At 60.6% G+C, this 19,823-nt stretch carries 18 protein-coding genes and 3 pseudogenes; 5 read left to right on the top strand and 16 right to left on the bottom strand.

What is annotated here, in order from left to right; translation table 11 throughout:
* The 15 genes from ESZ60_RS19195 to gltX all read right to left on the bottom strand — a co-directional run.
* A partial coding sequence (locus tag ESZ60_RS19195) for a transposase (protein ID WP_483414165.1) occupies positions 1 to 173 on the bottom strand: 173 nt, incomplete at its 3' end.
* A 442-nt stretch (positions 174 to 615) separates the two neighbouring features.
* Positions 616 to 924 carry a hypothetical protein gene (locus ESZ60_RS19190; RefSeq protein WP_134682302.1) on the bottom strand — a complete coding sequence of 103 codons (309 nt, stop codon included), beginning with the start codon at positions 922 to 924 and terminating at the stop codon, positions 616 to 618.
* 295 nt (positions 925 to 1,219) lie between these two features.
* Positions 1,220 to 2,551, bottom strand: coding sequence for a glutamine synthetase family protein (locus ESZ60_RS19185; RefSeq protein WP_134682301.1), 1,332 nt, complete (start codon positions 2,549 to 2,551; stop codon positions 1,220 to 1,222).
* Between the two features lie 3 nt (positions 2,552 to 2,554).
* Positions 2,555 to 3,382, bottom strand: coding sequence for an ABC transporter permease (locus ESZ60_RS19180; protein ID WP_134682300.1), 828 nt, complete (start codon positions 3,380 to 3,382; stop codon positions 2,555 to 2,557).
* The gene (locus tag ESZ60_RS19175) at positions 3,379 to 4,257 is read right to left on the bottom strand and encodes an ABC transporter permease (RefSeq protein WP_134682299.1); all 879 of its coding nucleotides are present in this window, start codon (positions 4,255 to 4,257) and stop codon (positions 3,379 to 3,381) included. Before ESZ60_RS19175 ends, ESZ60_RS19180 begins: the two co-directional genes overlap by 4 nt.
* A gap of 63 nt (positions 4,258 to 4,320) precedes the next feature.
* Positions 4,321 to 5,049 (bottom strand): transporter substrate-binding domain-containing protein, encoded by a 729-nt coding sequence (locus ESZ60_RS19170; RefSeq protein ID WP_134682298.1) that lies wholly within the window; start codon positions 5,047 to 5,049, stop codon positions 4,321 to 4,323.
* Positions 5,050 to 5,069: 20 nt separating this feature from the next.
* Positions 5,070 to 5,888, bottom strand: coding sequence for an ABC transporter ATP-binding protein (locus tag ESZ60_RS19165; protein WP_134682297.1), 819 nt, complete (start codon positions 5,886 to 5,888; stop codon positions 5,070 to 5,072).
* Positions 5,889 to 5,966: 78 nt separating this feature from the next.
* On the bottom strand, positions 5,967 to 6,428 hold the full coding sequence (locus tag ESZ60_RS19160; protein ID WP_134682296.1) for a tellurite resistance TerB family protein: 462 nt from the start codon (positions 6,426 to 6,428) through the stop codon (positions 5,967 to 5,969).
* Between the two features lie 58 nt (positions 6,429 to 6,486).
* Positions 6,487 to 7,395: a polyphosphate kinase 2 gene (gene ppk2 / locus ESZ60_RS19155; RefSeq protein WP_134682295.1), complete on the bottom strand. Its 909-nt coding sequence runs from the start codon at positions 7,393 to 7,395 to the stop codon at positions 6,487 to 6,489.
* Positions 7,396 to 7,467: 72 nt separating this feature from the next.
* Positions 7,468 to 7,917, bottom strand: coding sequence for a hypothetical protein (locus ESZ60_RS19150; protein WP_134682294.1), 450 nt, complete (start codon positions 7,915 to 7,917; stop codon positions 7,468 to 7,470).
* Positions 7,918 to 7,964: 47 nt separating this feature from the next.
* Positions 7,965 to 9,608, bottom strand: coding sequence for a CTP synthase (locus ESZ60_RS19145; RefSeq protein WP_134682293.1), 1,644 nt, complete (start codon positions 9,606 to 9,608; stop codon positions 7,965 to 7,967).
* Between the two features lie 146 nt (positions 9,609 to 9,754).
* Complete coding sequence (secG, locus tag ESZ60_RS19140) at positions 9,755 to 10,252, bottom strand: preprotein translocase subunit SecG (RefSeq protein WP_134682303.1); 498 nt, start codon at positions 10,250 to 10,252, stop codon at positions 9,755 to 9,757.
* Positions 10,253 to 10,390: 138 nt separating this feature from the next.
* Positions 10,391 to 11,044 (bottom strand): SDR family NAD(P)-dependent oxidoreductase, encoded by a 654-nt coding sequence (locus tag ESZ60_RS19135; RefSeq protein ID WP_134682292.1) that lies wholly within the window; start codon positions 11,042 to 11,044, stop codon positions 10,391 to 10,393.
* Positions 11,045 to 11,139: 95 nt separating this feature from the next.
* The gene (gltA, locus tag ESZ60_RS19130; RefSeq protein ID WP_134682291.1) at positions 11,140 to 12,432 is read right to left on the bottom strand and encodes a citrate synthase; all 1,293 of its coding nucleotides are present in this window, start codon (positions 12,430 to 12,432) and stop codon (positions 11,140 to 11,142) included.
* A gap of 59 nt (positions 12,433 to 12,491) precedes the next feature.
* Positions 12,492 to 13,898 carry a glutamate--tRNA ligase gene (gene gltX / locus ESZ60_RS19125; RefSeq protein ID WP_134682290.1) on the bottom strand — a complete coding sequence of 469 codons (1,407 nt, stop codon included), beginning with the start codon at positions 13,896 to 13,898 and terminating at the stop codon, positions 12,492 to 12,494.
* 116 nt (positions 13,899 to 14,014) lie between these two features.
* Between gltX and ESZ60_RS19120 the strand changes: the two genes are divergently transcribed.
* From ESZ60_RS19120 to ESZ60_RS19110, 3 genes are read left to right on the top strand one after another with little or no spacing between them, the layout of a single operon-like run.
* Positions 14,015 to 16,204: a ComEC/Rec2 family competence protein gene (locus ESZ60_RS19120; RefSeq protein ID WP_134682289.1), complete on the top strand. Its 2,190-nt coding sequence runs from the start codon at positions 14,015 to 14,017 to the stop codon at positions 16,202 to 16,204.
* Between the two features lie 3 nt (positions 16,205 to 16,207).
* Positions 16,208 to 16,780, top strand: coding sequence for a heme NO-binding domain-containing protein (locus ESZ60_RS19115; protein WP_134682288.1), 573 nt, complete (start codon positions 16,208 to 16,210; stop codon positions 16,778 to 16,780).
* Positions 16,781 to 16,785: 5 nt separating this feature from the next.
* Positions 16,786 to 17,703 (top strand): GGDEF domain-containing protein, encoded by a 918-nt coding sequence (locus ESZ60_RS19110; protein ID WP_134682287.1) that lies wholly within the window; start codon positions 16,786 to 16,788, stop codon positions 17,701 to 17,703.
* Between the two features lie 125 nt (positions 17,704 to 17,828).
* Here ESZ60_RS19110 and ESZ60_RS19105 read toward each other — a convergent pair.
* Positions 17,829 to 18,571, bottom strand: a pseudogene (locus ESZ60_RS19105) (IS5 family transposase); the annotation flags it as partial.
* A gap of 46 nt (positions 18,572 to 18,617) precedes the next feature.
* Here ESZ60_RS19105 and ESZ60_RS19100 point away from each other — a divergent pair.
* Both ESZ60_RS19100 and ESZ60_RS19095 read left to right on the top strand, forming a co-directional pair.
* Positions 18,618 to 19,065, top strand: a pseudogene (locus tag ESZ60_RS19100) (transposase); the annotation flags it as partial.
* A 248-nt stretch (positions 19,066 to 19,313) separates the two neighbouring features.
* A pseudogene (locus ESZ60_RS19095) lies at positions 19,314 to 19,693 on the top strand (transposase); the annotation flags it as partial.
* Positions 19,694 to 19,823: the final 130 nt, after the last annotated feature.

Genomic DNA, 19,823 nt, shown 5'->3' with positions numbered 1-19,823 from the left:
GAGGTCGCCGGTCGGCCTTGATGCGAGGGGAAGAAACTCGCCCATTCCCGTTCGAAGAAATCCCAGTCGATCAAGGCAGCGAGTCTCACCAGTTCATGCCGGGCGTCGATCATGTCCACCAGCTGCGGGCGGAGCAGGTCATCTTGTTCAGGGGCGCGGGAATGGGGCTTCATTGGCGACCGGGAATTGCAGGGTTTCTGGCCAAAGCATACGAAACCCTGCAATTCAAAGCGAACAAAACCGCAGATTCGTTACGAAAAATCAAAGCGTTCTTGGTTGTTCAGACCGGACTAAGTAACGTTGCGATGAGCCGGCCCGGCACGCCGCTCCAGCCCCCGCTGTGCGCCAACCACGCCGAATGAGGCGCTTTCGCCGGTCGCCTCGATGACGCTGGTCGGGGCGTCCAGCGCCTCTGCAAGTTGCCGCGCAACGCGACTTTTCCGATGCCCGGCAGGCCAACCAGCAGCAGGGGTGGCAGCCGCAGTCAGGTGCAGCCCACGCGGACCGAGCGACGAATCGCGTGCCAGACGATCTCGGTGGCCGGTGCCAACCAGAGCATCTCCGCGTGCGGGGTGGAGGCCACGTGATCGGCACGATTTTCGCTGGGGATTCGAATCAAACGAACGCTGTCACGCAGCAGCTCCAGTGGCTCGCGTTCTTCGCGTTTGAGGTGGCCGGCTCTGAGGCTGCCTCGCGTAGGTCCAGCAGGCGCCTGGCGCGGCGGCTGATCTCGCGCCGGTCGTCGTCGCGCGGGGCAAGAGAATGGCAGGGTGCATGCTCGTCATCCTCGTCGCTTTCCGGGATCGGAGCCGAAAGGTCGGCCACGCGCAGTTTGCGCAGAAATGCGATCAGGCGCTCTTTGACCATGTGCGACGTTTCTTGAGGATCGAAGAACCGGGCTTCGTTGAAGGGTATTGCCGTCATGGCGGGGCCTGAACCGGACGGCGCCGCGATACGTGGCCAAGTGGACGGACCATTGGCGGCGTGTTGAAATCAGAAACCCGGCTTTGCCGAGGGGATGGAGCGAAGCGGCGCAGAGGTCAAGGGCGCGGCACCGCAGGCAACGAACGGCGCTGTCACGCCGCTCGCGTTTCTGGTCGATATGCACATTGCATTGATTTTATTGCGATAAGGCGGCTCGGGTTCAATTGGCAGCTTTATGCTTGCCAAAAAGGGAACCAAACCCAGCTGAAAGGAAGTTTTATGCTGGCCGCAACAATCACACCGTGTCGAGATAAAGTTCCACGGTCTCCTCGTCGGAAAGCTCGGCCATGTAATGCAGTTCCTGACGTTTCGTCATGACGAAATTCTCGATCAGATGCGCCGGGAAAATCCGCTTTATCTGGGGACAGGTGGCGAAGGACTCGATGGCCTGGCCCCAGGTCGTCGGAAGCTGAGCGAGCCCTTGCTCATAGGCGTTACCCTGAATCGGGGGCGGCGGCTCGATCCGGTCTTCGAGCCCGTTCAAGGCTGCGCCGAGAACCGTGGCGACGGTCAGATAGGGGTTCACGTCTCCTCCGGCGACACGATGTTCGATACGTCGGGCCTTGGGCCCGGAAGAGGGGATTCGGATCGCCGATGTCCGGTTCTCATAGGCCCAGCCGATCCCGGTCGGGGCATGCGCATTGGGAACCAGCCGGTCGTAGCTGTTCTCATGCGGGGCAAAGAGCAGGGTCGAGCCGGGCATGGCCGCGAGACAGCCGGCAACCGCATGGCGCAGCCGCTCGGATCCCTCTTCGCCGCCATTGTCGAATATATTCTCGCCCTTTTCGTCGAGGATCGAGAAATGCATATGCATGCCCGAGCCATTGAACGTGTCATAGGGCTTGGCCATGAAGGAGCCTGCAAAACCGTAGCGCCGTGCCAGACCTTTGACCAAGAGCTTGAAAAGCCAGGCATCATCGGCGGCCTTCAGCGGATCGGCCTGATGCATCAGGTTGATCTCGAACTGGCCGGGTGCGGCCTCCGAGATCGCCGTGTCGGCAGGAATGTCCATCGCCTCGCAGGCGTCGTAAAGCGCGGTGAAAAACCGGTCGAAAGCATCAAGCGCGCGCAGGGACAGCGTTTCGGCCCCGGTGCGGCGCTTGCCGGAACGCGGGCTGGGGGGGACGCGCAACTGCCCGCCGGAATCGTCGATCAGGAAAAACTCGAGTTCGGTGGCGACGACGGGTGTCAGCCCCGCAGCCTTGTAGCGGTCGACCACCCGGGCCAGAGCCTGGCGCGGGTCGCCTTCATAGGGACGACCATCGGCATGAAACATCCAGAGCGGCAAGAGCCCGGTCGGAGCCTCGAGCCAGGGCATCGGCATGAAGCCCCGCTCGGTCGGCAGCAGAAGACCGTCCGGATCACCGGCTTGAAAGACCAGCGGGCTGTCCTCGACATCCTCGCCCCAGATGTCCATATTCAACACTGAAAACGGAAATTTCGTCCCTTCGATCAGCAGCTTATCGGCAAATCTTGCGGGAATGCGCTTGCCGCGCGCCACGCCGTTCAGGTCGGCTGCGGCCACGCGGATGGTCTTGACTTCGGGATGCTCGCGCAACCAGTCCATGATTCACCTGATCAGATTGGGCCGATAGCGGATCTTTCGGACCGCGCCCGGCAGATGGCGGTTCAGCCGCCGATTGAAGACCCCGAAAAGCGAAATCAGGCACAGGGTCAGAAGGATGAAGTAGCCCGCCACGATAGGATAGGCGACGAAGGGGTTGAAGGTCTTGTCCGCGAAATAGCTCGCGTAATAGAGGCTGTCGCCCTTTTGCTGGAAGGCGGGAAAGCCCGAAAAGAAGACCAGCGTCGTGGCATGGAAGAGAAAGATTGCCTCATTGGTATAGGCCGGCCAGGCAAGGCGCATGGCGGTCGGCCAGATGATGCGCCGAAAGCGTGTCCAGCCGCTCATGCCATAGGCGTCTGCGGCCTCGATCTCTCCTTTCGGCACGTTGCGAAGTGCGCCGTAAAAAATCTCGGCGGAATAGGCGGCGGTGTTCAGCACCAGCACCAGGAGGGCTCCGGCCCAGGCGCGCGTCATCCAACTGGTCTGGACGGTGAGGCCAAAGATCTCGATCCCCGCCCGCGGCAATTGCACCAATGCCTCATAGGCCACGAAAAACTGGATGAAGAGCGGGCTGCCGCGAAAGAGAAAGATGAACCATTCTGCGGGCTTGCGCAGCCATGCGCGGTGGCCCAGCTTGGCCATGGCCAGCGCATTGGCCAGGAAGAAGCCGATGAACAGCGCGAAAGCCCCGAAATAGATATTCCAGATCATCCCCGATCCGATCAGCACGAATTGCTGGCACAGGTCGAAATCGGTGCGCGGCAAGAGGCGCTCGCCGATGCCGATGGCGCGCAGACCGTAATCTTGCAGGGTTTGCAGGCATTGGCTCATGTCGCGGCCTTTCGCATGGCCTCACCGGCCATCGTGGCCTGCCCGGCAGAGAGCCGCAGGCGAAGCCGATCGAAAATTCGTTCCGAAATCCAGGTCACAAGCAGGTAGAACACGAGAATTCCGAGGAAATAATAGATCCGCCAATCGCCATGCGGATATGCATAGGCGCTGGTCTTGGAGCCGCCTAATTCGCGCGCCCAATAGACGATATCCTCGACTCCGAGTACGAAGAGCAGCGGCGTGGCCTTGACCAAGATCATCCAGAGATTGGCGAGGCCGGGCAGCGCATAGGTCCACATCTGCGGGATCAGGATCCGGCGGCTGACCTGGCGCGGGCTCATGCCATAGGCCTCTGCGGTTTCCAATTGCGCCTTCGGCACGGCATTCATCGCACCGTAGAGCACATTCGAGGCGAATGCGCCAAAGACGATGGCAAAGGCGATCACCGCGAGGAAAATCCCGTAACTCTGATGGACCCATTCCGCGGATGTCGACAAGGGCAGCTTGGCGGCCGGACAGACGACGAAGTCATTGCCCTGTCGGATCGGTACTGCAGGGTCGCAAAGGACCTTCGCACGCAGATATTCAAAGCCCTGATCCAGCGCGATGGGCACGAACAGGAAAAAGATGATGTCGGGAACGCCCCGCACCATCGAGGTGTAGATCTGGCCGAACCAGCGCAGGGGCGCGATGCGCGACCGCGAGGCCAGCGCGCCGCCAAAGCCAAAGAGCAGGGCCACGGGCGCGGTGATGGCTAGAAGAAAGATCACCGTTCCGAAAGACAGGTAGAACAGCAGGTGCTTGCCTGAGGTCAGGTAGCACATGAGCCATGCGAGCCCTTCGAGCGTCTGGGGATCGGCGCAGGTGGCAAACATCGGGCACTCCAATCGGACCCGCGCGGCGTCGTCGCGCAGGCCATTCGTTTCATCCAGCGCAGTTTAGAACTGCAGGGCCTTCTCGCCGAACCATTTTTTCAGCATGGCGTTCAGCGTCCCGTCATCCTTCATCGACTGGATGGCTGTATCGAACTTGGCCTTTAGCTCACCATCCGACTTGCGCACGCCCATGCCGATGCCTTCGCCCAGTTCGACGGTGTCATGGCCTTCGACCCAGACCAGTTCACCATTGGATTCGGCTTGCGCCGGGGCAAGGAAATCCTTGTCGGCAAAGACCGCATCGGCCTCGCCATTGCGGACTGCGGCGATGGTTTCTTCACCGGTGGCGAATTCCAGAAGCGTCGCGCCGGTCGAGGCGACATGGCTGGCCTGAATGGTGTTGGTCTGCGCCGCGACGACGCCATTCTCGATATCGGCGTCGGAGGTGAGCGCCATATAGGCCGAGGGCATCGGCGGCGTATAAGGTGCGCTGAAATCGATCGCCTTCTTGCGCTCTTCGTTGATGTTCATGCCCGCCATGATGGTGTCATAGTTCGAGCTGACGAGGTTCGGGATGATCGAATCCCAGTCATTCTTGACCCAGGTGCAGTCGAGTTCGGCGCGTTTGCAAAGCTCGTTGCCCAGTTCGATCTCGAACCCGTCCAGATTGCCTTGGTCATTGACGAAGTTATAGGGAGGGTAGGCACCTTCGGTCGCCATCCGCACGGTCTGAGCGACGCCCATGCCGGACGTCATGGCCAGAACTGCCACTGCAAACATCAGTTTTTTCATTTTTGTCTCCTGTTGGACTTTTAGTTGGCCATGCTCGCGCTCAGAAACTGGCGCAGACGCTCGGACCGGGGCGCGGAAAAGAGTTGCGCCGGCGGTCCCTGTTCCTCGATCCGGCCTTGATGGAGGAACACGACCTGGTCACTGACATCGGCTGCAAGGCGCATGTCATGCGTCACCAGCAGCATTGTGCGATGTTCAGCGGCGAGATCCTTGATGACCCGGACCACCTCTTGTTGCAGTTCCGGATCAAGCGCGCTTGTCGGCTCGTCGAGCAGCAGCGCCTTGGGCTCCATGCAGAGCGCGCGGGCTATCGCGGCGCGCTGCTGCTGCCCACCTGAAAGCTGGGCGGGCCAGGCATCGGCCTTGTCGCCGATCCCGACCTTAGCCAGCAATTCGCGAGCGCGCGCCTCGACCTGGACGGGATCGCGTTTCAGGACGTGAATGGGCGCTTCCATCACATTCTGAAGGATCGTCAGATGGGACCACAGGTTGAACTGCTGGAACACCATCGCCAGGTTGGTGCGCAACCGCGTCACCTGGGCGCGATCGGCGGGAATGCGGGCAAGCCCGGTGCCGCGCCATTTGACCGGCTCGCCCTCGAAGAGGATCTCGCCCTGCTGGCTGTCCTCGAGCAGGTTGCAGCAGCGCAGCAAGGTGGATTTACCAGAGCCGGACGAGCCAATCAGGCTAATGACATGGCCACGCGGCGCAATGAGGTCGACACCCTTGATCACCTCCAATTGCGCATAGGCCTTGTGAAGATTGCGGATCTCGATGACGGCTGCGCGGGATCCGTCGGGCCGGGAGGGTGATGCAGGGGAAAAGTTTGTCTCGCTCATGCGTCCGATCAGGCTTTATTTGCCTGGCGAATGCAACGATTTCCTGCGTGACGCAAGGGCAGAAGCAGTCCTGACTGATTACAGGCCCGAAATCCCCAGATCCGTCAGAACGCGCTGCCGGACCAAGGCGGAATCGCGATCATTGACTCCCAGAAGTCCCGTTACCAGACGAATCATGCTCTCTTCTTCAGCACTGCGATTGCCATCGGAATAGGCAATCTCCCACATCGCGGCGATGACCGCCCGTCGATCCTCAAGCGCGACACGCTCCTTGACCAGACGGGTGAAGCGGACCGTGTCGGGCGCTTCGGCCTCGATCATTTCGGCGGCGACCCGTCTTTCGGCGGCCTCGTCCGGACCAAGACCGTCCCGCCGGGACAGGACGGCTTCGATGCGGCGGCGCTCGACTTCGGTATAGCGGTCATCGGCGCGGGCGATCCGGACGAACAAGGCGGCAATCGCCACCTCGCCATCCGTCGCGATCAGGCCGGGAGCTACGATGCTGTCGGAAAACAGGCGGCTGAGGAGATTTCGGAACATGCCACCATACTAGTCCAGAAAGGCCAAGGACCAAAGCGAATAACGTCGCGCCGTGGGGTTAGTATCGCTGAGGCACATACAATTCCTCGGGAAGGACAGATCGTTCGTAATCCGGATTGAAGACGCGATCAGGCAGGCTGACCTGCTCATGCGGGACATCCGCATATGGGATGAGGTCGAGAAGATGGCTGATGCAGTTCAGCCTTGCGCGCTTCTTGTCATTGCCCGGCACGATATACCAGGGGGCCTCGGGGATATTTGTGCGCAGGAGCATTTCCTCCTTGGCGCGGGTGTAATCCTCCCAGCGGATGCGCGATTGCAGATCCATCGGCGAGAGCTTCCATTGCTTCAGCGGGTCATGGATGCGGACGAGGAAGCGCATCTGCTGTTCCTCGTCGGTGACCGAGAACCAGTATTTCACCAGCCGGATGCCCGAGCGCACCAGCATGCGCTCGAATTCGGGCACGTCGTCAAAGAATTGCTCGACCTGTGTCTCGCTGGCAAAGCCCATCACCCGTTCGACCCCGGCGCGGTTGTACCAGCTGCGGTCGAAGAGCACGATTTCACCGCCCGCGGGCAGATGCGAGACATAGCGCTGGAAATACCATTGCGTCTTTTCGCGGTCCGAGGGCGCGGGCAGGGCGACGACGCGGCAGACCCGGGGGTTCAGGCGCTGGGTGATGCGCTTGATCGCGCCACCCTTGCCGGCGCTGTCCCGACCCTCGAAAATGACGACGACCTTTTCCTTGTGATAGCTGACCCAGTCCTGCAGCCGGATCAGTTCGGATTGCAGGCGCAGGAGTTCGCGAAGGTAATCCGGACGCGGCATCTGTTCGGGATGTTTGTCGCGATAGATCCGGGCGATTTCACGCGACAGGACGGCGTCTTCGAGTTCGATCTCGAAATCCTCGTCCAGCGTATCCTGAAGCTCGGCCCGCAACCAGTCGCTGTTCATATTGTCGCGCATCCTTCGCTCCTCGATAGTTACGCGCGCGATGTAGCGCAGCGATGTGACGGCTATGTGACGAAAATGCAGCAATCAGAAGAGATTGGCGCAGGTTCTGATAATTCCGAAGGCGAACCCGCCGCCCTGGGCCGCGGCCACTGTACCGCACCATTGGCCCTTGTTGGAAAACAGGCTCTTGCTGCCGCGGGGACGATAGGCCACGCGATTGCCCGAAAGATCGAACAGATTCAGGGTTCCGGCGGTGCTGGATGCGTAATAGCCGACGACCGCGCCGTCCTGGGTAAAGATCACCCGCTTTTCATTGGCGGGATTGCGCGGCGAATTTGCGTAGCTCGAAGATGAATTGGCCGAGTTCGCGGCGGAGTTCGCCGCCGCATTCGGCGAATTGCCCTGCCGAGCCGGCGCGTTTTGCGGCGCGCCCGGTCCAAGGTCAAAGGGCAGGCTGGATTGCTCGATCACGAAAAGCGGCGCGTCGGCCCAGACAGGGCCAGCGCAGAGAGCAAGGATCAGGGCAAGGCGCATGGTCGGGACCTTTCTTCGGCCCCGACATCATGGCGTGAATGCCTGGGTCAGACCAGACGTTCGTTATCCATCGCGGCGCGGACGAAACCGGCGAAAAGCGGCGCGGGTTCGAAGGGCTTCGATTTCAGTTCCGGATGCGACTGGACGCCGATGAACCACGGGTGGCTGGCATATTCGACGCATTCCGGCAGGCGGCCATCGGGCGACATGCCTGAGAAGTTCAGCCCGACCTCTTCAAGACGCTCGCGATACTTCGCATCGACCTCGTAGCGGTGGCGGTGGCGGTCCTCGATCTCGAGCGCGCCGTCATAGACTTCCGAGATCTTCGAGCCCGGCTTCAGCACGGCGGTATAGGCACCAAGGCGCATGGTGCCGCCCTTGTCGTCGGAAAGCTTGCGCTGGACGGTGTAGTTGCCCTGCACCCATTCCTTGAGGTGATAGACGACCGGGGTGAAGCGGCTTTCGCCGGCCTCATGGTCGAATTCCTCGGAGCCGGCATCGGGCATCTCGGCGAGGTTGCGGGCGGCCTCGATCACCGCCATCTGCATGCCGAGGCAGATACCCAGATAGGGAACTTTCTTCTCGCGGGCATATTTCGCCGCCGCGACCATACCCTCGGTGCCGCGCTCGCCGAAGCCGCCGGGCACGATGATGCCGTTGAAGCCATCCAGCAGATGCGCGCCTTCGCCTTCCAGTTTCTCGCTGTCGACCCATTCGGTCTTGACGCGGACGCGGTTGGCCATGCCGCCATGGGTCAGGGCTTCCGAGATCGACTTATAGGCATCTTCGAGCTGGACGTATTTGCCGACGATCGCGACCTTGACCAGACCTTCGGCATTGGTCAGTCGGTCCATCACGTCTTCCCAACGCGACAGATCGGGGCGCGGCGCGGGGCTGATCTGGAAGGCGTCGAGAACCGCTTGATCCAGACCGGCACGGTGATAGGCCAGCGGGGCCTCATAGATGGATTTCAGGTCGTAAGCCGGAATGACCGCATCGGGGCGGACGTTACAGAAGAGCGCGATCTTGGCGCGTTCTTTCTCGGGGATCGGCTGCTCGCTGCGACAGACCAGAACGTCGGGCTGCAAGCCGATCGAGCGAAGCTCTTTGACGCTGTGCTGCGTCGGCTTGGTTTTCAACTCGCCTGAAGCCGCCAGATAGGGCAGCAGGGTCAGGTGCATGAAGACGCATTGGCCGCGCGGACGTTCTTGCGCGAATTGGCGGATCGCCTCGAAGAAGGGCAGGCCCTCGATATCGCCGACCGTGCCGCCGATCTCGCAGAGCATGAAATCGACCTCGTCCTCACCGACCGAGAGGAAGTCCTTGATCTCGTTGGTGACGTGAGGAATGACCTGAATGGTCTTGCCCAGATAGGCACCCTTGCGCTCTTTCTCGAGCACGTTGGAATAAATCCGGCCCGACGAGACCGAGTCGGTCTTGCGCGCCGAAACGCCGGTGAAGCGCTCGTAATGGCCCAGATCAAGGTCGGTTTCCGCGCCGTCATCGGTGACGAAGACCTCGCCATGTTCAAAGGGCGACATGGTGCCCGGATCGACGTTCAGATAGGGATCGAGCTTGCGCAGACGGACGGTGTAACCGCGTGCCTGAAGAAGCGCCCCCAGCGCCGCCGATGCCAGCCCCTTGCCCAGGGAAGAAACCACACCGCCGGTGATGAAGATGTAACGCGCCATCGAGGCCCCCGTGAGTTCAGAAAAATAGAAAACGCGGCCCGAATCTGGCCGGCTCACGGGACTCAAGTTATAACTGAAAAGTCCTGTGGCCGCAACGGACCGCTAGTTGTCGTGGAGGGGTGCATGAAGCACCCCAATTTGTTGTGTCAGTTGGAATTCGCCGGGGCGTCGCTTGCCGCCGGAGCGGGCGTCGCCGGGGCTGCGGGAGCAGCGGGCGGCGTCACTGGGGCGGTTGCCCCCGGAGCCGGGGTGGCCGGCGCTTCGGCGGGCGCGCTCGCGCCGCCCGGAACGGGCGGAAGCACCGGCTGCCCGGCCGCGGGCGGCGGGGTATATTCACCGATGCCGGGCAGGTTCGTCGCCGGCTGTTCTTCCTGGCCGCCACCAATATTCAGTTGGTCGACGATCGAGCCGCCGGCCGAGTTGCGTGCCGCAATGATGGTGAGCGTCAGCGAGGTGACAAGGAAGGCCCCGGCGAGGATCCAGGTTGCGCGCGACAGCGCATTCGCGGCCTGACGGCCGGTCATGACACCGCTGCCACCGCCACTGCCCATGCCAAGGCCACCGCCTTCGGACCGCTGCAACAGCACGACCCCGATCAGCAAGATAGCAAGGATCAGATGCACGGTAAGGACGACGTTTTCCACCACGGGGCCTTTCATTCTGCGACGCGCCTATCTAGTCACCAGCGGCGCGATTGGCAAGCGGGCGTGGCGGGTCGCGGGTCTATGGATTGCGGTCTTGCGATATTCCCGGACGAAATGCCGCAAGCCAAGGGTTTGGTCTCAGAGAATCCCGGACAGGATACGCTCGGCCTCGGCCTTGCAGGGCGCGAGTCTGGCGCGGTCCTCGCCGGGGAAGAATCGCGCGCGCGTGGCCGTCGGCATGGGGGCGGGCTCGGCAATGACCACATGGGGGCCGACATTCTCGGTCTCGGCCTGCCAGCTGCGCGCCAAAGCGATCTGCGCCGCCTTGGTTGCCCCATAGCTGCCAAAGAATTTCTGCCCTGCCCGGGCGTCGTCGAAGAAAAGGGCCGTGCCTTGCCGTGCGCGCAGGAGCGGCTCGAACAAGGTGATCAAGCCGCGCGAGACCACGACATTCAGATCGACGGATTTCTGAAAATCTTTCGCATCGACATGGCCTGCCGGGGCCAGAGGCGCGGCATGGATCGCCGTATGCGCCCAAAGATCAAGGCCGCCCCAGCGCGAAGCCACGGCCTCGGCCAGTTTCACCATGGGCTCGGCCTGCCCGACATCCAGAGGCGCGAGGGTTGCGCTGCCGCCCGCCTTCCGGATGCGGTCGTCCAACTCCTCCAGCGCGCCCACGGTCCGGGCCACCGCGATGATATGCCAGCCGCGTGCGGCAAGCAGTTCTGCCATTGCGGCGCCAAGGCCGCGCGAGGCGCCGGTGATCAGCGCGATTTTCGATGCGTCACTCATGGCGAGTTGTGTGGCATTGGCAGGCATCCCGCGCAAGTGGCTGAAAATGCGAAACGGCCCCAGATTGCTCCGGGGCCGCTTGCAAAGGGTAGGGATCAGCGCTTGGCCAGATCGACATAGTCGCGCTTGTCGGCGCCGACATAAAGCTGGCGCGGACGGCCGATCTTGTTTTGCGGATCGCCGATCATTTCTTTCCACTGCGAGATCCAGCCGACGGTGCGCGACAGCGCGAAAATCGGCGTGAACATCGAGGTCGGGAAGCCCATCGCCTCGAGGATGATGCCCGAATAGAAGTCCACGTTCGGATAGAGCTTCTTCGAGACGAAATATTCGTCCTCCAGAGCGATCCGTTCGAGTTCCTTGGCGACTTGCAGCGTCGGGTTGTTGGCGACGCCCAGCAGCTCGAGCACTTCGTCCGCCGATTCCTTCATGACCTTCGCCCGCGGGTCGAAGTTCTTGTAGACGCGGTGGCCGAAGCCCATCAGGCGGAACGGATCGTTCTTGTCCTTGGCCTTGGCGATGTATTCCGGGATGCGATCCACCGAACCGATCTCGCGCAGCATCTCGAGGCAGGCTTGGTTCGCGCCGCCATGAGCCGGGCCCCAGAGGCAGGCGATGCCCGCCGCGATACAGGCGAAGGGGTTCGCGCCCGAGGAACCGGCCAGTCGGACGGTCGAGGTCGAGGCGTTCTGTTCGTGATCGGCATGCAGGGTAAAGATACGGTCCATGGCGCGGGCCAGTGCCGGATCGACATTATAGGGCTCGGCCGGGACGGCGAAGCACATATGCAGGAAGTTCGACGCGTAATCGAGATCGTTGCGCGGATAGACGAAGGGCTGACCGATCGAATATTTATAGGCCATGGCCGCAATCGTCGGCAGCTTCGCGATCAGGCGGATCGAGGCGATCTCGCGCTGCAGCGGGTCCGCGATATCGGTCGAGTCGTGGTAGAAGGCCGACATTGCGCCGACAACGCCCACCATGGTCGCCATAGGATGTGCATCGCGACGGAAACCACGGAAGAAGTTGTGCATCTGCTCATGCACCATGGTGTGGCGCGTGACGCGAGTCTCGAAATCGGTCAGCTGGGCTTCGGTGGGCAGTTCACCATAAAGCAGCAGGTAGCAGACTTCGAGATAATGCGACTCGGCGGCCAATTGCTCGATCGGGTAGCCGCGATACCACAGCTCGCCCTTGTCGCCGTCGATGAAGGTGATCGTCGAATCGCAAGATGCGGTCGAGGTGAAGCCGGGGTCATAGGTGAAAACATCCGCCTGACCATAGAGCTTTCGGATGTCCAGGACATCCGGGCCTGCCGTCGGGCTGAGGATCGGAAGATCGATCTCTTTTCCCTCAACCAGCAGTTTTGCGGATTTGCTATCTGCCATTTCCCTCTCCTTCTTTTCACCTGTCTCCGGTTGGGACCCGGATGATGGTTGCGGGCAAATCAGCCCGCGTGATCCTGCAGCCGGGCCAGGGTCTCCTCCCGGCCAAGTGCCAACATCATGTCAAAAACGCTCGGGGTCGAGCTGCGGCCAGCAAGGGCGGCCCGAAGGGGTGCAGCGATCTTGCCAAGGCCCAGCCCGTGCGTCTCGCCAATCTGCTTGGCAGCCGCCTCGAGCTCGTCGCGGCTCCAGCTAACATGCTGCAATGCGGCAGTCAATTCACTCAGTATACCACGGGATACCGGGTCGAGTGACGTTGCGGCTTTTTCCTCGATGGTGATGGGGCGGGCGGTCAAGGCGAAATGCCCCTGATCGAGCAACGCGGGCAGGGTCTTGGCCTTGGCCTTCAGCGCGCCAAGCGCCGGGGCGAGCCGCGCCGCTTGCAGCTCGGTCAGCGCGGGCGCGCCGGTTTCGGCCAGATATCCGCTGATCTCACGCATCAGGTCCGCATCTTCCATCCCAGCGATATGATAGCCGCTGACATGTTCCAGTTTCTTGAAATCGAGCCGGGCAGGGGCCTTGCCGATCCCCGAAAGGTCAAACCACTCTTTTGCCTGCGCGTCACCGAAGAGTTCGTCGTCGCCATGGCTCCAGCCGAGCCGCGCCAGATAATTGCGCATGGCGGCTGCGGGATAGCCACTTGCCGCATATTCATGCAGGCCGACCGCGCCGTGGCGTTTCGACAATTTCTTGCCATCGGGACCGTGGATCAGCGGGATATGGGCAAAGACCGGAATCTCCCAGCCCATCGCCTGATAGATCTGGATCTGGCGCGCGGCATTGGTCAGGTGGTCGTCGCCGCGGATGATATGGGTGACCCCCATGTCATGGTCGTCAACCACGACGGCATGCATATAGGTTGGCGTGCCGTCCGAGCGCAGCAGGATCATGTCGTCAAGCTGGTCATTGCCGAAGGTCACGTCGCCCTGGACCGCGTCGCGCACGACGGTCTGGCCCTCGCGCGGCGCGCGCAGGCGGATGACATAGGGCGCATCGGGGAAGGACGCCGGGTCGGCATCGCGCCAGGGCGACAGGAACAGCGTCGAGCGGCCCTCGGCGCGGGCGGCCTCGCGAAAGGCTTCGATTTCCTCGCTGGTCGAGAAGCACTTATAGGCCGTGCCATTGGCGAGCATCTCGCGGGCGACCTCGGCATGGCGGTCGCGGCCCTCGAACTGGCTTACCGGCTCGCCATCCCAGTCGAGACCGAGCCAAGTGAGGCCCTTGAGGATGGCCTCGGTCGCCTCGGGGGTCGAGCGCGCGCGGTCGGTATCCTCGATCCGCAGCAGGAACTTGCCGCCGCGACCGCGGGCATAGAGCCAGTTGAACAGCGCCGTCCGGGCACCGCCAATATGCAGATAGCCAGTCGGAGAGGGGGCGAAGCGGGTCACGACGGGGCGGGGATCAGTCATTGCGAAGCCAGTCACTCAAGAAACAATGGAATGTCGGGACGCCGTTAAGCCTTTTGAAAGGGAGGCGTGCCTAACTTGGCAACAGCAATACGCAAGGCGTGGCACGAGGACAAGTTTTGCCGACCGATGGGATGATCTATGCTGCAAGCGGCCGGGGCATGGACCGACTGGCCAGGCAGGTGTTGGAGATGCTGCGGGACCAGTCCCGCCAAGCAACGCGCGCCGGCATGTTGCCCTGGGCACCTGTTTTCATGGCATTGGGCATCGGGGGCTGGTTCAGCCTTCTCGATGAACCGGGCGGGATGTTCTACCTCACCTGCGGTCTTGCCGCGGTCTATGCTTTGATCTGGTCGCGACGGGCGCGCCAAACGGCTTTCAGCCCGACCACGGATGCGAATCTGCGCATATTCGCGATGGCGGTGTTTCTGGTTGCGCTGGGGGCCTGCCTCGCGGGGCTGCGCGCGCATCTCGTCGCCGCCCCGATTCTGGATTTTCGCTATTATGGTGCCGTCGAAGGGCGGGTGGTCGAGATCGATCGTTCGTCGCGCGACCGGTTGCGTCTGACACTCGACCAGGTCGTCCTCGGAGATATGCCGCCAGAGCACACGCCAAGGCGCGTGCGCATCTCGCTGCTCTCCGATGAACGCTTGCCCGTGCAGGGTCAAAAAGTGATGCTCTCGGCGCATCTGGGCCCGCCGAGCGGCCCGGCCGAGCCGCGCGGTTTCGACTATCGTCGCGTGGCATGGTTCGAGCGGCTTGGCGCCCTCGGCTATACGCGCAGCCCTGTCGTGACGACCGAACCCGCGGCGCCGGGGGGGTGGCTTGCCCTGCACCGCACCAGGCTTGCTCTTTCAGCGGCCATCCAGGCACAAATCGGGGGGCAAGCCGGAGCGGTTTCGGCCGCGTTGATCACGGGCGACCGGTCGGGCATTTCGGAAACCACGAACCAGGCGATGCGGGACTCGAATCTCTACCACATCGTGTCGATCTCGGGTCTGCACATGAGCATGCTGACGGGATTCATCTATGTCTGCCTGCGATGCATGCTCGTGGGAATTGCCGGCCTATGCCATCGACCGACAGGACGTCTTCACAAATGGTCGGCGGGGGGCGCGTTTCTGGGTGCTGCCGGCTATCTCTGGCTTTCCGGAGGGGACGTGGCGACCGAACGGTCGTTCCTAATGATCGCGGTCATGCTTCTCGCGATCATCCTCGATCGGCGCGCGGTGTCGCTGAGAACCCTCGCTTTGGCTGCGGCGGTAATTCTCGCCCTCACCCCGGAGGCCCTTCTGAGCCCAGGGTTCCAGATGAGCTTTGCCGCGACTTTCGCGCTCATTCTTGTCATCCGGCCTTGGCAGTCGCTCGCGCCCAGCCTTCCGTTCTGGCTCAGGCCCGTCGCGATGCTGCTGATCTCGTCGCTCGTCGCGGGCTTGGCGACAGCGCCCATCGCTGCCGCGCATTTTGGACGGCTGACGCAATACGGGCTGATCGCCAATCTTCTTGTCGTCCCGGTGGTCGGCACGATTGTCATGCCCGCCGCAGTCGTGTCAGCGATCACTGCGCCGTTTGGCCTATCCGCCTTGCCCCTCTGGCTGATGGGACTCGGCACGACCTGGATGCTGGAAGTGGCCCGTTGGATCGCGGCACTGGGCGGCGCGGTCTATCTGGTGCCTGCCCCACCCGCCGCCGTTCTTCCGCTCTTCGCGGTGGGGGCTTGTCTCTTTTGCCTTCCCGCCCTTGCATTCGGATCCAGCCCGATCTGCCTAAGCTTTCGTAAGGCGGCCTCTCTCTGCATGGTCATTGCCTCGGGCTTCCTCTGGCATGGCCATGTGCGGCCTTTCCTTCTTATCTCGGCCCAAGGGGATGCAGTGGCCATGATGACAGGCGAGGCCCGGGTTCCGTCCAAGGCGACCGGAGGCGCATATGTGGTCTCGCAATGGCTCGAGGCTGACGGAGACCGCGCCAATCAAGCCGTGGCGGCCGGTCGCCCCTTTTGGACGGGTCCCCCGAATTTGCGCAAAGGAGCGCTTGATTTTTCCGGTGGTCGCCATGCGATCTACCATCTGACGGGCAAAAAGTCGGCTCTGGCGGTGCCCGATCTCTGTAAGGAAAACACGATCATCGTGGCGAACACGCCTCTTGAGGATCTTGCCAGAACTGAAAGCCCCTGCCTCATGTTTGATTCAAAGGCGCTTCGCAAAACCGGCGCCATCGCCATCACGGCGTCCGGTCGAAGCGAGACCGCAGCCGAGCTCTCTGGATCCCGAATGTGGTCAAACGCACGGCCCATGCAGAGATTGCGTTAGAGCATGCACCAGCTTGTCGTTCTTTCGGTCGAAAGATTTTTCAAGGAATGCTATGGCGAGGAGATCTGGGACGACATTCTGTTTCGAGCAGGGCTCGATCATGGGAATTTTCTCTCTCCGCAAGGGCAGCGTCGAACAGCCCGCAGAATCATCGTCGCGGCAGCGCGTGGCCTCGATCGGCCTGCACAGGAAATTCTTGAGGATATCGGTGGCTGGATCGTGCGTAGAGAGGATGTTCGCCGACTCTTTCGCTACACCGGATCGACCCTCGTGGATTTTTTGACCTCGCTTGGTCAGTTGCCCAGCCGAATGAGTTTTTTCGCACCGGGGACTACGCATTTTAGCATAAATGTTCGCCAAATATCTCGTGACGAATTTCAATTGTACTACCAAGGCCTGCCCGTTTATTGGGGCTGGGTCTTGTCAGGGTGTATTCGTGGAATGTCAGATGATTACGGTAGCTTGACCACATTGGAAGTCACTAGACACCTCATAACAATAAACATTGCCTCGGAAATGCATGAGGAAAGTCGCCCGTTTACCTTGTCAATTCATAATTGCAGAAGTCAAGCCTAGTGTCCATGGCATTCGAACATCTTTCGATTTTTCCCATGCATCTTGTCATATCGCGAGATGGACGCATTTTTTCTGCAGGGCGAACGATAAGCAAAATGATTGGAGATCAAAAATTTTTTCAACACGTATTTGGAATTGACTCGGGGATAGAGCTTTTTAATGCAGGCGATTTTGATGCCGAGCGTTTGAGCGGCCCTTCGATCTGCGTACGGTCACTCATGTTCAATGACTTGTGCTTGCAGGGGAGTAGCTCAAGATCTGGTAATTTTTACATTTTGAATTTTGGTTTTGGAATGGGTTTGAGGACTGCGGTTGAAAGGTTGAATCTTGTGCGCGGTGATTTCGCACCATCAGATCCTTCGCTTGATTTTCTTCTTATTGGCGAAGCAATGCGTGCCGCAACTGCCGAGATCAATCACCTCGCGGATCGGGTAGACACGGCGCGCATCTCGGCGGAAAAACACGCTGTCACAGACCCGCTGACCGGGATTTTGAACCGTCGTGGTTTCGAACTGGAGATGGCGCGTGCCATTCGGAGATTTGGCACCTCACCATTTTCACTGTTCCAGTTGGATGTCGACGACTTTAAGCAGATAAATGACGCGCATGGCCATCTATTCGGCGATCTATGTCTAAGACATGTTGCAGATGTACTGCGTGTTAATTTGGGTGAGAAAGGAGTTTGTGGCAGGGTAGGTGGGGATGAGTTTTCAGCCTTAGTTTTTGGAAACTTCACGCTGGATCAACTTGGAAGACTGAAGGAGAAAATTCTTCTTGCGATTTCCTCCCCTCTGTACAGTCAAAAATCAAAGGTGCATATTTCGGCATGCATTGGCTATTGGCGCGCAAATGATTTGGTAAATCTGGATGCTGCATCTCTTTGGCACGCCGCAGATCTGGCGCTTTACTCGGAAAAAAAGTAGGCGGGTGTTGCTTTAACAAAGGCGATTGCTCCTTTGTCAATCTGCGGTAGTAATTTTTCGTTGATCCAAAGCGGACCGAGAATTTTTTGCCCCACCTGACTCGTCTCCATACTCATTGAGTTGCTTAGCCAGAATAAGACGGTTGCGGCGTGCATGATGGCTGAGAAAAACGCTTCCGTACTCCGGTCGTATCATGTGGCCACGCGCCGCGCTAGCTTGAAGCTACCGAACATGATCTCGATGCGGTTGCGCCGTTTATGGCCCGTCTTGTCGTATTTGATGGTCTTCTTGCGGGATGTTCGGCCCCGAGAAGCAGACCATTACCCGTTGTATTTCAGGATTTTCTTAACCAATCATCATGGCCCCGATCGGCCCGAAGCCAATCGGCTTTCGGGAGTGTACCTAGAAGCGCCGCCGCGCCGGTGTAATCGCTGACCTGGCCCGCCGGCATGAAGAACTCTATCGGTCGCCCTTTAGCATCTCTTACAGCATGCAACTTGGTGTTCATGCCACCTTTGGTTCGCCCGATCTGGCGTCCGCGCCCCCATTTTTTACGGACAGGCTGGAAGCCGTGCGGTGGGACTTGAGATACGTTGTATCGATCATGATCGTCTTGTGTTCGGCCCGCTCGGTGGACAGACCCACCATGATCCAAACAAAGACCCCGTTGTCGCTCCAACGCTTCCAGCGATTGTAGAGAGTCTTCGCAGGGACGTTTTCCTTCGGCGCCAACGCAATCCGTTGCGATTGATGAATATTATGCCCCTGAGGACGCTTCGATCATCGACGCCAGGTTTGCCATGGCTCATCGGGAAAAACGGCTTCAGCAGCTCCATTTGCGCGTCCGTAGCCAGGTGAGGTTGCTCATCAGGTTTCCTTGCTGAGCCTGAATCACGCCAAAAACCCCGAAATCAATGGGTGCTGACCTTAGCACTTTCGGTCTCGATCTGGCGAATAATGTGTCAGGCGCACGAGGCTGATGCCTTTGGGCGTGCAGTTATGCGCAAGAAACTGCGGCGGGATCAGGTGCTGGAGTTTTTACGTGGTTGCCGCCCTGCGTCGTGGCGATGGAAGGCTGCGGCGACGCGCATTTTTGGGTTCGAGAGATCGGCAAGCTGGGCCATGAGGTGCGGCTCATTTCGCCCGTCTATGTGAAGCTCTTCGTCAACCGGCAGAAAAATGATGTTGCAGATGCAGAGGCGATCTGTGAAGCGGCCCAGAGGTCAAGCTTGCGCTTCGTTGCGCTTCGTTGCGGTAAAAAGCAAGGAAACGTAAGGCGCCGCTAGCGTTTTCCGTGTCTGCGAGCTTCTGATCCGGCAGAGGATGCAGGCGATCGATGCGCTGCGCGGTCAATCGCACGAGCAGAATTCAGGCTAGCTGGGCGCTCCAGCAGCAGTTTGAAGGTCTAACACTTTATGATCGAGCCATCCTCTCAGTGCCGGGTGAGTGCATCATCCTACGAGGTGACCATGACATGAAGCCAGTCGAGTACGATGACAGCGACGAGACCAATCGTATGCGGGCTGACCTGACAGCCGATAACGAGCTCCTATGAAGATGGCGTTTCAGAACCACCTACAGGCGGATTCGTCCTGTTAGATTAGCGGCTTATGTCTGCCACGCTTGTCTCTGACGGGCTTTGTTCCGTGATCGAACCTTTGTTGCCTTCCACGTCACGGTCCGCGAAAGGCGGACGACCTCCGATCTTCGACCGGGCCGCTCTGGCCGGGATCATGTTTGTCCGGCGGAGCGGCATTCCGTGGCGCATGTTACCAGCAGCATTGGGCTGCGGTTCAGGCGTGGCCTGCTGGCAAAGGCTCAGGGATTGGCAGCTCGCCGGGGTATGGGAGCGGTTGCATCAGGTCTTGCTGAGCCACTTGCACCGCGCCGGTCACCTCGATTGGAGCCGGGCCTGCATGGACAGCGCGTCCATCGCGGCGAAAAGGGGGGCGAAGTGACCGGGCCAAACCCGACTGATCGCGGGCGGCCATGCCGAACGGGAGTGTCCTGAACTTTGTGTATCCGTGCCGGCCCATGCGGTTTGGGATACTCAAGCGTCGAAGCGCTCGCCGAACATCATGGCGAACTGGTTGCGGGCCGCAAACCATTCCCGGACATTC

The organism is Paracoccus ravus, from assembly GCF_004522175.1.
Classification (GTDB): Bacteria; Pseudomonadota; Alphaproteobacteria; order Rhodobacterales; family Rhodobacteraceae; genus Paracoccus; species Paracoccus ravus.
The sequence above is the reverse complement of the archived record's forward strand: the minus strand, read 5'-3'. Positions and strand labels throughout refer to the sequence as shown.

Bases quoted from the DNA above. Each gene is read 5' to 3' on its own strand.
- ESZ60_RS19190 (WP_134682302.1), bottom strand. From the start codon at position 924: ATGACGGCAATACCCTTCAACGAAGCCCGGTTCTTCGATCCTCAAGAA.
- ESZ60_RS19185 (WP_134682301.1), bottom strand. From the start codon at position 2,551: ATGGACTGGTTGCGCGAGCATCCCGAAGTCAAGACCATCCGCGTGGCC.
- ESZ60_RS19180 (WP_134682300.1), bottom strand. From the start codon at position 3,382: ATGAGCCAATGCCTGCAAACCCTGCAAGATTACGGTCTGCGCGCCATC.
- ESZ60_RS19175 (WP_134682299.1), bottom strand. From the start codon at position 4,257: ATGTTTGCCACCTGCGCCGATCCCCAGACGCTCGAAGGGCTCGCATGG.
- ESZ60_RS19170 (WP_134682298.1), bottom strand. From the start codon at position 5,049: ATGAAAAAACTGATGTTTGCAGTGGCAGTTCTGGCCATGACGTCCGGC.
- ESZ60_RS19165 (WP_134682297.1), bottom strand. From the start codon at position 5,888: ATGAGCGAGACAAACTTTTCCCCTGCATCACCCTCCCGGCCCGACGGA.
- ESZ60_RS19160 (WP_134682296.1), bottom strand. From the start codon at position 6,428: ATGTTCCGAAATCTCCTCAGCCGCCTGTTTTCCGACAGCATCGTAGCT.
- ppk2 (WP_134682295.1), bottom strand. From the start codon at position 7,395: ATGCGCGACAATATGAACAGCGACTGGTTGCGGGCCGAGCTTCAGGAT.
- ESZ60_RS19150 (WP_134682294.1), bottom strand. From the start codon at position 7,917: ATGCGCCTTGCCCTGATCCTTGCTCTCTGCGCTGGCCCTGTCTGGGCC.
- ESZ60_RS19145 (WP_134682293.1), bottom strand. From the start codon at position 9,608: ATGGCGCGTTACATCTTCATCACCGGCGGTGTGGTTTCTTCCCTGGGC.
- ESZ60_RS19135 (WP_134682292.1), bottom strand. From the start codon at position 11,044: ATGAGTGACGCATCGAAAATCGCGCTGATCACCGGCGCCTCGCGCGGC.
- gltA (WP_134682291.1), bottom strand. From the start codon at position 12,432: ATGGCAGATAGCAAATCCGCAAAACTGCTGGTTGAGGGAAAAGAGATC.
- gltX (WP_134682290.1), bottom strand. From the start codon at position 13,898: ATGACTGATCCCCGCCCCGTCGTGACCCGCTTCGCCCCCTCTCCGACT.
- ESZ60_RS19115 (WP_134682288.1), top strand. From the start codon at position 16,208: ATGCACCAGCTTGTCGTTCTTTCGGTCGAAAGATTTTTCAAGGAATGC.
- ESZ60_RS19110 (WP_134682287.1), top strand. From the start codon at position 16,786: ATGGCATTCGAACATCTTTCGATTTTTCCCATGCATCTTGTCATATCG.